The 13,326-nt window shown below is 69.3% G+C and carries 12 protein-coding genes and 1 pseudogene; 6 read left to right on the top strand and 7 right to left on the bottom strand.

Annotation, left to right across the window (positions count from 1 at the left end):
- Positions 1-205: 205 nt before the first annotated feature.
- Positions 206-562, top strand: coding sequence for a hypothetical protein (locus QHF89_RS44910; RefSeq protein ID WP_136973320.1), 357 nt, complete (start codon positions 206-208; stop codon positions 560-562).
- Positions 563-573: 11 nt separating this feature from the next.
- Entirely contained in the window at positions 574-1,824 is a 1,251-nt protein-coding gene (locus tag QHF89_RS44905) for a S1 family peptidase (RefSeq protein ID WP_136973319.1), read from the top strand.
- Positions 1,825-1,851: 27 nt separating this feature from the next.
- Here the strand turns inward: QHF89_RS44905 and QHF89_RS44900 are convergent, their stop codons facing one another.
- The 5 genes from QHF89_RS44900 to QHF89_RS44880 form a co-directional block, all read right to left on the bottom strand.
- Complete coding sequence (locus QHF89_RS44900) at positions 1,852-2,217, bottom strand: hypothetical protein (RefSeq protein WP_136973318.1); 366 nt, start codon at positions 2,215-2,217, stop codon at positions 1,852-1,854.
- Between the two features lie 28 nt (positions 2,218-2,245).
- Positions 2,246-2,632, bottom strand: a complete 387-nt coding sequence (locus QHF89_RS44895) for a hypothetical protein (RefSeq protein ID WP_136973317.1) — start codon at positions 2,630-2,632, stop codon at positions 2,246-2,248.
- Positions 2,633-2,803: 171 nt separating this feature from the next.
- The gene (locus tag QHF89_RS44890) at positions 2,804-3,181 is read right to left on the bottom strand and encodes a hypothetical protein (protein ID WP_136973316.1); all 378 of its coding nucleotides are present in this window, start codon (positions 3,179-3,181) and stop codon (positions 2,804-2,806) included.
- A 96-nt stretch (positions 3,182-3,277) separates the two neighbouring features.
- A complete protein-coding gene (locus QHF89_RS44885; protein WP_136973315.1) occupies positions 3,278-3,643 on the bottom strand; it encodes a hypothetical protein in 366 nt (121 codons plus the stop codon).
- Between the two features lie 152 nt (positions 3,644-3,795).
- Entirely contained in the window at positions 3,796-4,206 is a 411-nt protein-coding gene (locus tag QHF89_RS44880) for a hypothetical protein (protein WP_136931667.1), read from the bottom strand.
- Between the two features lie 287 nt (positions 4,207-4,493).
- Here QHF89_RS44880 and QHF89_RS44875 point away from each other — a divergent pair.
- The 4 genes and pseudogenes from QHF89_RS44875 to QHF89_RS44865 all read left to right on the top strand — a co-directional run.
- A pseudogene (locus QHF89_RS44875) lies at positions 4,494-9,473 on the top strand (AAA family ATPase); the annotation flags it as partial.
- Positions 9,474-9,509: 36 nt separating this feature from the next.
- Complete coding sequence (locus QHF89_RS50285; protein ID WP_425440856.1) at positions 9,510-9,947, top strand: sensor histidine kinase; 438 nt, start codon at positions 9,510-9,512, stop codon at positions 9,945-9,947.
- Between the two features lie 165 nt (positions 9,948-10,112).
- Entirely contained in the window at positions 10,113-10,271 is a 159-nt protein-coding gene (locus tag QHF89_RS44870; protein WP_284721772.1) for a hypothetical protein, read from the top strand.
- 580 nt (positions 10,272-10,851) lie between these two features.
- Positions 10,852-11,637: a hypothetical protein gene (locus QHF89_RS44865; protein ID WP_136973313.1), complete on the top strand. Its 786-nt coding sequence runs from the start codon at positions 10,852-10,854 to the stop codon at positions 11,635-11,637.
- A gap of 60 nt (positions 11,638-11,697) precedes the next feature.
- Here the strand turns inward: QHF89_RS44865 and QHF89_RS44860 are convergent, their stop codons facing one another.
- Positions 11,698-12,237, bottom strand: coding sequence for an RNA polymerase sigma factor (locus tag QHF89_RS44860; RefSeq protein WP_284721771.1), 540 nt, complete (start codon positions 12,235-12,237; stop codon positions 11,698-11,700).
- A 246-nt stretch (positions 12,238-12,483) separates the two neighbouring features.
- Positions 12,484-12,813, bottom strand: coding sequence for a four helix bundle protein (locus QHF89_RS44855; protein ID WP_284721770.1), 330 nt, complete (start codon positions 12,811-12,813; stop codon positions 12,484-12,486).
- Positions 12,814-13,326 lie beyond the last annotated feature (513 nt).

Below are 13,326 nucleotides of genomic sequence, written 5' to 3'. Positions count from 1 at the left end.
AGCTCGCCTCGGGGGGTGAATCGACCGGGCTTTGCCCGGGCGAGAGGGGGACGCGAGGCGTCCCCCTCGGGACGAAAGAAGCCTAGAACATCGAGCGGTTCTTGAACCGCTCGATGTTCTAGGCGCCCGCTTGCGACGTGCATGCGAACCCCCATGCTTCGTGCAGGAACGTGGGTCCGCCATGCCGATGGGAAGGAGTTTCTCGATGGTTCGATTCGCCATTGCCTCCATGCTGCTCCTCGGCCTCGCCTCCGCCGGCTTCACGGCCCGCGCGGCGGACGACGCGGACGTGGAGCGCGGGCTCAATACCCTGAGGGTCATCAGCAAGCTCGACCGCACCTGCGAGATCTGGGTCAACGGGTCGTTGCGGGCGACCATCGGCCCCTTCGGCAACAGCGGCATCCTCGCCACGACCTCCAGCGTGAGACAAACGGAGGTCATGGCTCGTTGCGACAACGCGGTGTACTTGGAGGTCGTGACCGAAACGCGTCGTCATTGTGATCTCACAATCGACCCGACCGTGCGGGGGCGCGATCTCCTCCTCGGGCCCTGCTACGATTGAGCTCCCGCGACATGGGCGCACGTTCCCGGTCGTTCGTGAGGGCGGTCCTGGTCTGTCTTTGGGTCGCCGCCTGTGGGGCGCCCCCCGAGGAGCCGCAGGCTCTGGTGCTGCCGCTCGTCGGCGGTAGGCTCGTCCCAGCCGGGCAATGGGAGACCGCCGTCGCCCTCACCCGCGGGGGTCTGATCACCTGCTCGGGCACGCTCGTGCACCCGCGCCTCGTGGTGACGGCTGCGCATTGCGTGCGCGGCCTTGGCGATCCGGAGGCTTTGCAGGAGGCCGGCGTGTATGTCGGGCCGGGCGCGGAAGGGGGCGCCGTGCGGCCGACGGTGGGCATCACACGGGCGGTCATGCATCCGCTCTACAAAAAAGCCAGGCCCGAAGCCCTCTTCGGGCGATACGACGTGGGCCTCGTGATCCTCGCCGAGCCCCTTCACGCCATCGCGACGGTGCCGCTTTTGACGGACGTCGCCGAGACCCAGGAGGCCCTCGTGCCGGGCCGGGAGCTCCTCCTCCTCGGATATGGTTTTCGGGACCGCGAGGAGGACGTCGCCCGATATGGACGCAAATACGCCGCGTGGACCCACGTCGCCGCCGTCGGCCGTGCCGAGCTCAGGGCCGGGGGCGCCGCGGCCGACGCTTGCGCCGGCGATAGCGGCGGCCCGGCCCTCGTGCGCCTGGAAGGCGGCTCTTTCCGGCTCGTGGGCCTCGCGTCGCGTGGTCCCGTCCCCTGCGCCGACGATACGAAGCCCGGGAAATGGAGCGTCCTGCGCGAGACGGCGTGCTGGATCGAGGAAGAATCGGGCGTCGATCTCGCGCGCGGGGACCTGGATTGCGCGCCCCCCTTGCGCTCCTCGCAGGAGACGCCCGAGGGGGAATCGTTTTCCGCGCGATGCGAGGCTGCGAAAAACCTGGGCCCCGGTCCGCGGCGCACGTTGCGGGCCCTCGCCGCCGCGCTGGGGGAGCCGGTCTTCGCGGCGGGCTCGCCCGATTGCCAGCGCCTCGGGGAGCGCCTCGCCGCGACGGAGGCGCTTTCGCTCGAGGACCTCGCATTGACGGACCTCTCGCCGCTCGCCGGGCTCGCCGGGCTGCGTCGTATCTCGCTGCGCGGCAACTGGTTACGGTCCCTCGCACCCCTCGAGCGCCTGCCGGACCTGCAATGGGTGGACGTCACCGCAAACGGCGTGGACGACCCGGAGCAGGCGCGACGGCTCGAGGCGCGTGGCGTCGTGGTGGTGGGGCGGGAGGCGCAGCTCGCGCGGTAGAATCTGCGAGCCGCACTTCCGCGCGGGCTACGTCGTGGGACACTTCCAGAGATCCTGGAGGTACATGCACGGCAGGCAGCCATCCTCGCCGCAGTACATATCGGAGGAGCCGGGCACGAGCGTGGCGGTGACCGAGCAGGTATTGTTCCCGAGGGGTCCACGCGTGACCACGAGCGACCTCGGCTCCAGGCGCCGGTGGCATGTCCAGATGCCCACGGGCGCCGTGTTGAACATGGCATCCGCCGCCGCCCCCACGTTCGACGGCTCGACAGGCGCCCCGAACACGCTTTCGTCGTCCTCCAACGCGCAGCCGTTCACGAAGGCGAGCGTGGCGAGCAGCGAAACCCCGAATCCAGTCAGAATGGCGCGACCAACTCGATGACACGTTTCCATCAGGGCCTCCCCCTTTGTTTCGGACTCCTCAGATCGGATCACGGAAGGGGCATGCCAGGTGGATCCGCAGGGCCTGGCAATCCGGGCAAGTCATGAAGCGGCCACGGATGCTACAGAAGCGCTTCGAAGAACCCGGGAGCGGCGGGGCGAAGAACGTACACGTCGAGTTCCCCCACGGGCCGGGGTAGGCCACCATCGTCCCAGAGATCAACCCCCCGCTGAGGGTGCATCTGTAGAGGCCCACCGGAGCCCGGGTCTCCAGCTCCTCCTCGGCCTCTGCGCTGAAGGGTTCGACGGAGGGTTCCCCCTCGCCCTCGTGCACCGGCGCGCAGCCGTGCACGAGGGTGAGCGCGACCAGGAGCGCCCGACCGAGCCCACTCCGGAGAGCGTGATCCACGGGACGAGAAATACGCATGCTTGCCTCCCTGTGTTCCTCGAGCGCTGGCATGCCCGCGCAGTCGCCGACGAACGCCGGACGCATTGCAATGCGGATGCCCCGGAGCCGCCGCGTCGAAAACGATCACTCCCTTCGACGCGAGGGACCTGGTGGTGCCGCCCCGTCTCGCCTCGGATCAAGACCGGCCGCTCACGGGATGAATGCGCATCCGAGCATGGCCTTGAGGGCCAGGCAGTCAGGGCAGGTGCCGGGCAATGGAGGGGCGGGGAAGCAGAAGTGCCTCAACGCGTTGGGCGGCTCCGAGGCGAGCATCCTGCAGGTCGGGGTCGCGCCGCTGGAGGTGAAAACCTCCAGCGCCCCGAGCACCAGCCCCTCTGCGAGGGTGCATGAATAGACGAGGCGGGCATCGCGGGTCGTCAGGTCCTCGGTGGCCTCGTCGTTCGATTCGTCCCCGGGGACCCCTGCGACATCTCCCGACGCACAGCCCATCACGAAGACGGCCACGGTCAGAAGCAAAAACCCGAGCCGGGTTGGAAGCGCGCGACTCGTGTCGCGTCGATCGTTCATGGTTTGCTCCTTTGTCGATCGAGGCGGGACCGGCGGCGCGCCTCGTTTCTCACGAGCCGGCCCGCTTGCACGGTCGAGGTTCGTCGGATTGCGCGGCTAGATCCAGTAGCAATCCCAACCGTCCCCGAGGGTCCTGCAATCAGGGCAGGTCGTGAAGTCTCTGCCCAGGCAATACGACGTGTCCCCCCGACGGCCCGAACCGGTGTAGATATGACATTCGCCTCCGGCGTAGGTCACCAGCACCGCCTCGAACAATCCCCCTCCGGTGGTGCATGCCCACTGGCCCACCGGGGGGACGGCCGACAGGTTTTCGGCTGCTTCTCCGCGCGACGGATCCGCGGACGGCCCCGACGCGTCGTCGACATCCACCGACGCGCAGCCATTCACGAGGGCGAACGCCGCCACCAGCGAGAGGGCGAAGCCGGTACGGAGAGCGCGACCCATCTGATGCAGAGTATTCATATTCGCCTTCCTTTCAATCGAGGCCCCGCACGCTGGGATAGCGCCGGAACCTCGATCGCCCAGGCTGCAATCGAGATGCCATGGGGAACCGTACTTTGGCGGCACAGCGTGATGCGGCGCCGCCCGGCGTGCGCGCGAGCATTGTGTCGGGCTCATCGGTTCCGCGTACGGTTTCGCGCGCGGTAGGGGCATGAAAGGTCGACCCGGAGGTCCTGGCAATCCGGGCAGGTCATGAAGATGCCCGTGCCGGTGCAGTACCTCTGCGAGGAACGCGCGAGGGTCGGCGCGACGATGGTGCAGGTCGATTTCCCCTGCGGGCCGGGATAGACCACCATCGACGCGGAGACCAATCCCCCGCTGAGGGTACACCGGAAGGCGCGCACCGAAGCCCGGGTTTGTAGTTCATCCGCGGCCTCCTCGCTGGAGGGTTCGATGGAGTCTTCCCCCTCGCCTTCCAGAGCGCCTTCCACCGGCGCACAGCCGTTCGCGAGGGCGAGCGCAGCCAGGAGCGCCATACCAAACCCGCTCCGGAGAGCGTGGTCCACGGAAAGATGATTGCGCATGCTTGCCTCCATTCTTTCATCGAGAGCCGGCACGCCCGTGCAGCGCCGACGAACCCCGCCTGATTGCAATGCGTGTGCCCCGGAGCAAGCACGAGCATGGGAAGCGTCGCGCCCCGAAGAGCAGCCCGCGGGTCCCCCGACGCCCCATTCACCGTCCCATGGGCTTCCGTCCGGACGAGCCCGACGACCCGCGCCTAGACGCTCGCTCGCTCCGGTCCTGCCCGCGCGGGCGCCGGCTCCCTCGACACAACCTGTGCGTTTGCTCCCGATCGCGGTAGAAGATCCAAGTGGAGGCCCTCGGCGGATATACGATCATCGACACCGTCCGCGTGAACGACCGGTTCCTCCTCCAGCGCGCCGCGCGGGAAGAGGACGGGAATCGGCCGGTCCTCCTCAAGTACCCCGCGTCCAAGCATCCTTCGCCCGAGACCCTGCGCCAGCTCGAGCACGAGCGCGCGGTCGCCCGCGACCTCGACGCGGGCCTCGTCCTCCACCCGATCACGCTCGCGCGCTGGGCCGAGCGTACGGTCCTGGTCTTCGAGGACTTCCGCGGCGTCCCCCTCCGCCGCCTCCTCGGGCCGCCCATGGAGGTCGGCCGCTTCCTCCGGATCGCCGTCAAGACCGCGGAGGCGCTCGCCGGGCTGCACGAGCACCACGTCATCCATAAGGACATCCGGCCCGACAACATCCTCGTCGACGTCGAGACAGGTCAGGTCAGGCTCACCGACCTCGGGATCGCTTCGCTCCTGCCGCGGGAGTACCAGGAGGCCGATCGGGTGCGCTCCATCGAGGGCTCCCTCCCGTACATGTCGCCGGAGCAAACCGGGCGGATGAACCGGGCCATCGACCACCGGACCGATCTCTACTCCCTCGGAATCACCTTCTACGAGATGCTCACGGGCCATCTGCCCTTTCACGCCGCCGATCTGCTCGAATGGGTCCATTGCCACATCGCCTTTTCGCCAAGGCCGCCGCACGAAATCGTCCCCCGGATCCCCGAACCGCTCTCGGCCCTCGTGCAGACGCTCCTCTCCAAGGTCGCCGAGGAGCGTTATCAGACCGCCCGCGGGCTCGCCCATGATCTCGCGATATGCCTCGCGCGATGGGACGCGGCCGGCACCATTCGCCCTTTCCCGCGCGGCCGCGAGGACGTCTCGGAGCAATTTCACCTCCCGCAGAAGCTTTATGGCCGGGACCGCGAGATCCGGACGCTCCTCGCGCGCTTCGAGCGGGTCGTAGCGACCGGCGAGCCCGAGCTCGTGCTCGTCTCCGGTTATTCGGGCATCGGCAAGAGCTCGCTCGTCCGCGAGCTCGACATGCCCGTCGCCACCACGCGCGGCAACTTCCTCGCCGGCAAGTTCGACGAGACCCAGCGCGACGTCCCGTATGCCACCGTCGTCCGGGCCTTCGCAGAGCTCATCCGGCGGGTCCTCACGGAGAGCGAGGAGCGGATCGCCTCGTGGCGCGCGCGGCTCTCCGCGGCCCTCGGGCCAAACGCCCAGATCCTCATCGACCTGATCCCGGAGCTCGAGCTCGTCATCGGCGAGCAGCCCGCCGTCGCGGCGCTCCCCTTCACCGAGGAGAAGAACCGCTTCTACCTGGTCTTTCGCCGCTTCCTCTCGACCTTCACAGCCGAGGGGCGGCCCCTGCTCCTCTTCCTCGACGACCTGCAATGGGCCGACGCCGGCAGCCTCGCGTTGATCCAGGACATCCTCACCCACCCCGACACGAAGCACCTGCTCGTGGTCGGCGCTTATCGCGACAACGAGGTCACGCCGGCGCACCCCCTCTCCCTCGTGATCTCGGCGATCCGCGCGGCCGGCGCGCGGGTGCACCCCATCGTCCTCGCCCCGCTCACCTCCGAGGACGTCCACCGGATCGTCGCCGACACGCTCCAGTGCGACGCCGCGCGGGCGCGCCCGCTCTCGGCCCTCGTGGAAGAGAAGACCGGCAACAACCCCTTTTTCGTCCTGCAGTTCCTCGCCGCGCTCCACGAGCGTGGGCTCCTCTTCTTCGATCGCGAGGCGCGCGCGTGGACCTTTCACCTCGCCGCCATCCGGACGGCGCCGTTCACCGACAACGTGGTCGACCTCATGGCCGCCAAGGTCGACAGGCTCCCCCCCGAGACCCGCGCCCTCGTCGTCCTGGCTGCCTGCCTCGGCTGCGAGGTGGACATGGGCACGCTCGCCGCCGCGAGCCGGAGGTCCCCGAGCGCCCTCGACGGCGTCCTCTGGGGCGCGCTCCACGGCGGCCTCATGAGCCGCGTGGGCGACACGTACCGGTTCCTCCACGACCGGGTGCGGGAGGCGGCCTATCGCCTGATCCCCGAGGACCAGCGGCCCGCGACGCACCTCGCGATCGGCCGCACCCTGCTCGACGCGACGCTGCCCGAGGAGGTCGAAGCCCGGATCTTCGCGATCGTCCACCAATACAACCTCGGCGGCGCCCTGCTCGACGATCCGGAGGAGCGCGCGCGCCTCGCCCGCCTCGACCTGCTCGCGGGCCGGCGGGCGCGGGCCTCGACCGCGTACGAGTCCGCCACGGGGTACCTCGCCACCGGTGTGCGGATGCTCGGCCCCGATCCCTTCCGGGCTCCGCACGCGCTCGCCTACGACCTCCATTTCGAGCTCGCCACCTGCACGTTCCTCTGCGGCGACCTCACGGGCGCGGCCGCGCAGCTCTCGGCGCTCGCGCCCCACGCCACGAGCCGGCGGGAAGAGGCGGCGATCCGGCGCCTGGAGGTCGACCTCTACACGAGCCTCGACGACCTCGACGAGGCCGTCGCCCGCGGCCTGCGTGGGCTCTCGCTCTTCGGGATCGTCATCCCGGCGCACCCCACGCGCGCGGAGGTCGAGCACGAGCGCGAGCGTGTCTTCGCCCTGCTCGGCGACCGGCCCATCGAGGCCCTCATCGACCTGCCGGAGATGACCGATCCCGAGATCGCCGCGGTGCAGGACATCCTCGCCGTCCTCTTCGCGCCGGCCCTGAACACCGACCCCAACCTCTCGCTCCTGGTCTACTGCTCGATGGTCAACCAGAGCTTGCTCCACGGCAACGCCGACGCTTCGGCGCTCGCGTATGCCTATTTCGGGATGAGCCTCGGCCCGGAGTTCGGGCGGTACCGGGAGGGGTATCGTTTCGGCAAACTCGGCTACGACCTCATGGAGCGGCGGCGGAGCACGGCGTACAAGGCGAAGATCAGCGTGATCTTCGGCGACAACACGCTCTTCTGGACGCGCCACCTGGAGGCGTGCCTCCCGTACCTGGACACCGCCTTTCGCGCCGCGCTCGAGACCGGCGACGTGACCTTCGCCTGTTATTGCTGCAACCGCATCGTCGTCGACCGGCTCCTGCTCGGCCACCCGCTCGATCAGGTCTTCGAGGAGGCCGATCGCCGCTTGTCCTTCACCCGGCGGGCGCGGTTCGATGCCTCGACGCAGGTCATCCTCGACATCCAGCACCTCGTCGACACCCTGCGCGGGCGCGCGACGCCGAACGAGGCCGCCCGCGACGCCGTCATGGATCACTATCCCTGGGCGGTCGTCACGTGCTGGCACTACATCATGCAGCTCATCGCGCGTGTCTTCGCGGGCGATTTTCGCGGCGCCGTCGCTGCCGCCGAGCGCGGCCGGGCGCTACTCTGGTCGACGGTGGCCCACGTCCAGGAGCCCGAGTTCTGGTATTACGGCGCGCTCGCGCTCGCCGGCCACCACGACGACGCGGACGCCGCCGAGCGCCCGGCGATCCTCGCTGCCCTCCGCGAGCATGAGCGCAAGCTCGGCGAATGGGCCGAGGTCTGCCCCGAGAACTTCGGCCACAAGCACGCGCTCTGCGTGGCCGAGCGCGCCCGCGTCGAGGATCGCCCGCTCGACGCCATGCGCGCCTACGACGACGCGGCGCGCGCCGCCCGGCGCCACGGCTACATCCAGAACGAGGCCCTCGCCAACGAGCTCGCGGGCCGCTTCCACCTGCGCCGCGGCTCCGAGACGAGCGGGGCCGCGTACCTGCGCGAGGCCCGGAACGGCTATGCCGAGTGGGGCGCCCACGCCAAGGTCGCCGAGCTCGAGCGCCTTCATCCGGGCGTGGTCGACCGCGGCCCTGCGCCGCTCGCCGCCGCCATCGTGGCCCGGCCCGAGCAGCTCGACCTCCTGGCCGTCCTCCGGACCTCCCAGGCCATCTCCACGGAGATCGACCTCGCGCGCCTCCTCGAGACCTTGATGCGCGCGCTCGTGCAGCGGGCGGGCGCGCAGCGCGGGCTCCTCCTCCTCGTCCGCGACGACGAGCTGCGCATCGAGGCCGAGGCCTCCTTCGGCCCGGCGGGGGTCCACGTGAACGTCGCCGCCCGCAGCCCGACGGCGTCGGCCGTGCCCGCGTCGATCGTCACCTACGTGCGCCGGAGCCGAGAGACGGTGATCCTCGACGACGCCGCGCAGCCGAGCCTCTTTTCGAGGGATCCCTACCTCGCATCCCACGGCCCGCGGGCGCTCTTGTGCCTGCCCATCGTGCAGCAGGCCCACGTCATCGGCGTGCTCTACCTGGAGAACGACCTCGTCCCCGGCGCCTTCACCCGCGAGCGCCTCATGGTCGTCGAGCTATTGGCCTCGCAGGCCGCGATTTCCCTGCAAAACGCCATCCTGTACGACGCGCTCCACCGGAGCGAGGCGCAGCTCCGCGCCATCGTCGACAACACCACGGCGCTCATCTACGTGAAGGACCTCGAGGGCCGGCACCTGCTCGTCAATCGGCGGCTCGCGGAGGTGCTCGGCCGCGACGACGCTGTCGGCCGCACGAACGAGGAGCTTTTCCCCGCGGAGCTCGCCGAGAGCCTGAGCCGGAACGATCGGAAGGTCCTCGAATCGATGGCGCCGCTGGAGGTGGAAGAGAGCGTGCCCCTCCCGGACGGCCTGCACACCCATCTCTCCATGAAGGTGCCTCTCCGCGACGCCACGGGCGCGGCCTACGGCGTGTGCGGGGTCTCCACGGACATCACGCAGCGCGCCGAGGCGGAGAAGGAGCGCGAGCGCTTGCTGCGCGAGGCCCAGGAGGCGCTCCGGATCCGCGACGAGTTCCTCAACATCGCCTCGCACGAGCTGAACACGCCGCTCACCCCGCTGCGCTTGCAGGTGCAGCTCCTGCGCCGGCGCCTGGAGGACCCCGCGCTCGCCGCGAACCCCAAGCTCCAGGGCTTGCCCCGCCTGCTCGACATCGCGAACCACAGCGTCGAGCGGCTCGAAAAGCTCGTCGGGGAGCTGCTCGACGTCGTCCGTATCGGCGCCGGCAAGCTCTCCTTGTCGCTCGAAGACGTGGATCTCACGACGCTGGCGTGCGAGGCCGTCGACGGCCTCCAGCACCAGATCACCGCCGCGGGCTGCACGGTCGAGCTCGTCGCCTCCGAGCCCGTCGTCGGCCGGTGGGATCGGTTCCGCATCGAGCAGGTCTTCATCAACCTGCTGACGAACGCGATCAAGTACGGCATGGGCAAGCCCATCACGGTCGGCGCGCGCCGCGTGGGGCCGCGGGCCGAGTTCTGGGTCGAGGACCGCGGCATGGGCATCCCCAAGGAGGATCAGGCCCGGATCTTCGAGCGCTTCGAGCGCGCCGTATCGAGCCGCAGCTTCGGCGGCCTCGGCCTCGGCCTGTACATCGCCCGGCAGATCGTGGAGGCCCACGGCGGCACGATCCGCGTGTGCAGCGAGCCCGGGCACGGGGCGACGTTCACGGTCGAGTTGCCGTTCGGCTAGCCGCTCCCTTCGCGCGGGGGATGGGGCTTGCTGAGGGGCGAAGGTCCACGCAACATCCGTGGACGAGGGCCCGGCCGGCCCCCATCTTGGACACGTACGAGGCATGCGCTGGACCTCGTCGCGCGGGCGCGGTTCGCGCGGAACGACAACTGGACCGAATCCAAGATGCTGGAGGACGCGCTGGGGCTCTTCACGGCGAAGGGTCGGGAGATCGAGCGGCTGCCCGAATCGGCGACCGGCCTCGACGAGCTACAGCGCGAGCTCGAGGCCCGCGGGGTTCCGATCGAGCATGTCGGGGTGAGCGCGCCGGCGGTGCTCGATTGAGCCGAGGCGCGACGGCGCTGATGCCCTGATTCCGGTGGCAGACCGGGAGGTTCGCTTTGGGGCCTCCCCAAAGGCCCTGCCGAGCGCGGGGGCCTGGCTTTGGGGCCTCCCCATGACCGACTCCGAGCGCCCGGACCTCACGAAGGGGGCCTCCCATGACCGACTCCGAGCGCCCGGACCTCATGATGGGGTCTCCCCATGATCGACTCCGAGCGCCCGGACCTCATGATGGGGTCTCCCCATGATTGATCCCGACTGCCCGGACCTCACGATGGGGCGTCCCCATGATCGATCCCGACCGCCGGGACCTGTCTTTGGGGCCTCCCCATGACCGATCCCGGTTGCCCGGACCTGGCTTTGGGGCCTCCCCATGACCGATCTGGACCGCCCGGACCTCGTTTCGGGTCGTCACCGCTCCGTTTTGGGGCGCCCCCGCTCCGTTTTGGAGCGCCGCTGCGCTCCGTTTTGGAGCCCCCGCCTGGATTTCCGTGGATTCCGGGTGGGCACGACCCTTGCCAAGACACCTGCCGAACCCGCCGCGCGACATGTCGTCGCGCTCGAAACCAGCGAGGTGTCTTCCATGGCCAATCATCCGTCTCCCGCCAAGCTCTCCCGCGTCGAAAAGGCCACCATTAGCCGCAAGCTTTACCATGAGCTCGTCGAGCGCGCGCAGCTCGGCCCCGCCGAGCCGGCCCTCGATATCTTCATTCCCCAGCTCGATGCCATCGCCGTCCGGCTCGATGCCCACGTGTTCGGCAAAAAGGCGGCCCATGCCGCCCTCGCCGCGCACGCGGACAAGGCCGAAATCGTCGACGACGAGGTCGATACCTGGGGGCGGCACATCGGATCGTTCCTCGACATCGCGGGGCGTCGCCGCCACAGCGCCTTTGCCTCCGCCGCCCGCGCCCTGCATGCCGCCGCATTCCCCGCGGGGCTCGGCTTCCTCGACGACCGCATTCCGGACGAGAACACGAGGATGCGCGGGACGCTCACCGTCCTGCGCGCCCCCGAGCACGCGGCCACGCTCGTCGGCATCAAGTTGCCGCCCGAATGGATCGATTTCCTGGAGGCGGCGCTCGACGCGAGTGACCAGGCGTATGCCGAGCGCGTCGCGGCGCGCGGGACGCAGGGGGAACACGTGCACAAGGGCCGCAACGCGGAGGCGGAGTGGGTGCACCTCGTCGGTCGATTGACGAAGTACGTGGAGAGCCGCGAGATTCCGGGCGACGTGGAGCGCGAGGTGGAGAATCGGGCGCTGCTTGCGCCGCTGAATGATGCGATTGCGCATGCAAAGGCGGTCGCCGCGGGACGCGCGACGCGACGGAAGAAGGCGGTGGAGCCGGCGGGTGAGGTGCCGGCGGCGTAGTCGCGAGCGCGGGTGCTGCCGCTGCCGTTTCCGCTATGACAGCGGGGGCGGCAGCGGCACTTACGCGAGCGAAAGCATCTCCAATCGCGCCCGGGCGAGATGCAGGCGGCTGTGGACGGCCTTCGCCTTGATCCCGAGCGACGCGGCAATCTCCGGGATCGATCGCCCCTCCAGGTAGGGCAGCACCGCGGCACGGATGCGGTGGCTGAGCTTTGCGAGGAATCGCTTCAGCCGGAACATCCCGTACACCGCCTGCAAGAGCGTCTCCGGCGACGTCGTGTCCTCTTGCTCGGGAAGATCCTCCGTCGAACCAGCGAGGACCTCACGCTCGTATCGCAAGAGCTTTCGATAATTGCGTGCATGGTTGAGCCCGATCACCAAGAGCCACGGCCGAGCCTGCTCTGGCGTGACCAGGCACGAGAGGCGACGCCATGCCGTGATGAAGACCTCTTGCAGAACATCCTCCACGTCACGAGGAGGGATGGCCTGACCGAGAAGAAGGCGCCTCAGGAAAGCGCGGTGTTCGAGGTAAAGACGGCCGAGCAAGGCGTGCGACGCCGAGAAGTTTGCCGGCGGAGAATGGACCTGTATCGTTGTCACAGCTCGTGAACTCCAGTTGCTTTGGTGTTTGCGGGTCAGACGCCGGTCGGTGGTGCTAACACCGGCTGGCGTCGCTTGTTTTCTCGCACAGGTTGGGGGAGAAGAAAATCCCCCAAATGAAGAGAAAGGTTCGTCGCGGGAGACCCCGCGATCCCAAGGGAATGGGGCGAGGGGTCTTGGAATGGGGGCCGTGATCCTGGGGGAAAGGGCGGGCCGACCTGAAGGAAGGACGGCCCGCCCTTCGTTTTACGATGCGCGGCGGTAGACGAGGCGGCCGAGGGTGGCGATGACGTGGTCCATTCGGTCGAGCGCCTGCGCGTCGACGGCGCCGATGTACCGCATGGCCTGGGCGACCTGGACGCAAGCGAGCACTTCCCTTGCCGAGCCGAGAGCGGAGGCGTAGCGCTGCCGCTTCGTCCCGCCGTGATTGCCCATTCCCTCCGCCACATTCAGCGCGACGCTATGCGTGGCCCTGCGCATTTGCCGAGCCAGATCGGAATCCCGTCGTTCGATCTGCTCCGCAATGCCCGCCGCGTCCGCAGCCATCGCCAAAATCACTTCGTAAATCCTCAGCATAAAGAACCTCCGCCCGACGACCCAATCGCCGGGACCCCCGTCCCCCACCGTCGCGCGCAGGCCTCTTCAAGGCTGCGCAGCACCGCGCGGAGCCGCCCGGAGCAGCACGCAGTGCTGCGAGGACGGTGAGCACGGCATGGCCTTGAAGAGGCCGAGCACGACGGTAGGCTGGCCGTCCCCGAGCGGGATCCCCTGAACACCGCTCCCGCCAGCGCTCCCGCTCCCGCTCCCGCCAGCGCTCCCGCTCCCGCTCCCGCCTCCGCTCCCGCTCCCGCTCCCGCCAGCGCTCCCGCTCCCGCTCCCGCCAGCGCTCCCGCTCCCGCTCCCGCCTCCGCTCCCGCTCCCGCGAAGGCGAGCTGAGCGGCGGCTCGACGCTGGCGGCCACAGCGCTCTCGGGAATGCTCGAACGACCCCCTCCCGGAACGAGCGCAGCGCTCGATCCGACGGAAGCAAAACGGAGGATTCCGGAGCGATCCGGCGGAGGCTACTCCCGAGGAAGCTCCCCCTTTGGCG

It is taken from the genome of Polyangium sorediatum, assembly GCF_029946465.1.
Classification (GTDB): domain Bacteria; phylum Myxococcota_A; class Polyangia; order Polyangiales; family Polyangiaceae; genus Polyangium; species Polyangium fumosum.
Note: the sequence above shows the minus strand (reverse complement) of the source record. Positions and strands in the feature narration are given on the sequence as shown.

Excerpts from the sequence above, each read along its gene's own strand:
- QHF89_RS44910 (WP_136973320.1), top strand. The coding sequence starts at position 206 with ATGGTTCGATTCGCCATTGCCTCCATGCTGCTCCTCGGCCTCGCCTCC.
- QHF89_RS44890 (WP_136973316.1), bottom strand. The coding sequence starts at position 3,181 with ATGAACGATCGACGCGACACGAGTCGCGCGCTTCCAACCCGGCTCGGG.
- QHF89_RS44900 (WP_136973318.1), bottom strand. The coding sequence starts at position 2,217 with ATGGAAACGTGTCATCGAGTTGGTCGCGCCATTCTGACTGGATTCGGG.
- QHF89_RS44880 (WP_136931667.1), bottom strand. The coding sequence starts at position 4,206 with ATGCGCAATCATCTTTCCGTGGACCACGCTCTCCGGAGCGGGTTTGGT.
- QHF89_RS44895 (WP_136973317.1), bottom strand. The coding sequence starts at position 2,632 with ATGCGTATTTCTCGTCCCGTGGATCACGCTCTCCGGAGTGGGCTCGGT.
- QHF89_RS44865 (WP_136973313.1), top strand. The coding sequence starts at position 10,852 with ATGGCCAATCATCCGTCTCCCGCCAAGCTCTCCCGCGTCGAAAAGGCC.
- QHF89_RS44855 (WP_284721770.1), bottom strand. The coding sequence starts at position 12,813 with ATGCTGAGGATTTACGAAGTGATTTTGGCGATGGCTGCGGACGCGGCG.
- QHF89_RS44905 (WP_136973319.1), top strand. The coding sequence starts at position 574 with ATGGGCGCACGTTCCCGGTCGTTCGTGAGGGCGGTCCTGGTCTGTCTT.
- QHF89_RS44870 (WP_284721772.1), top strand. The coding sequence starts at position 10,113 with ATGCTGGAGGACGCGCTGGGGCTCTTCACGGCGAAGGGTCGGGAGATC.
- QHF89_RS44885 (WP_136973315.1), bottom strand. The coding sequence starts at position 3,643 with ATGAATACTCTGCATCAGATGGGTCGCGCTCTCCGTACCGGCTTCGCC.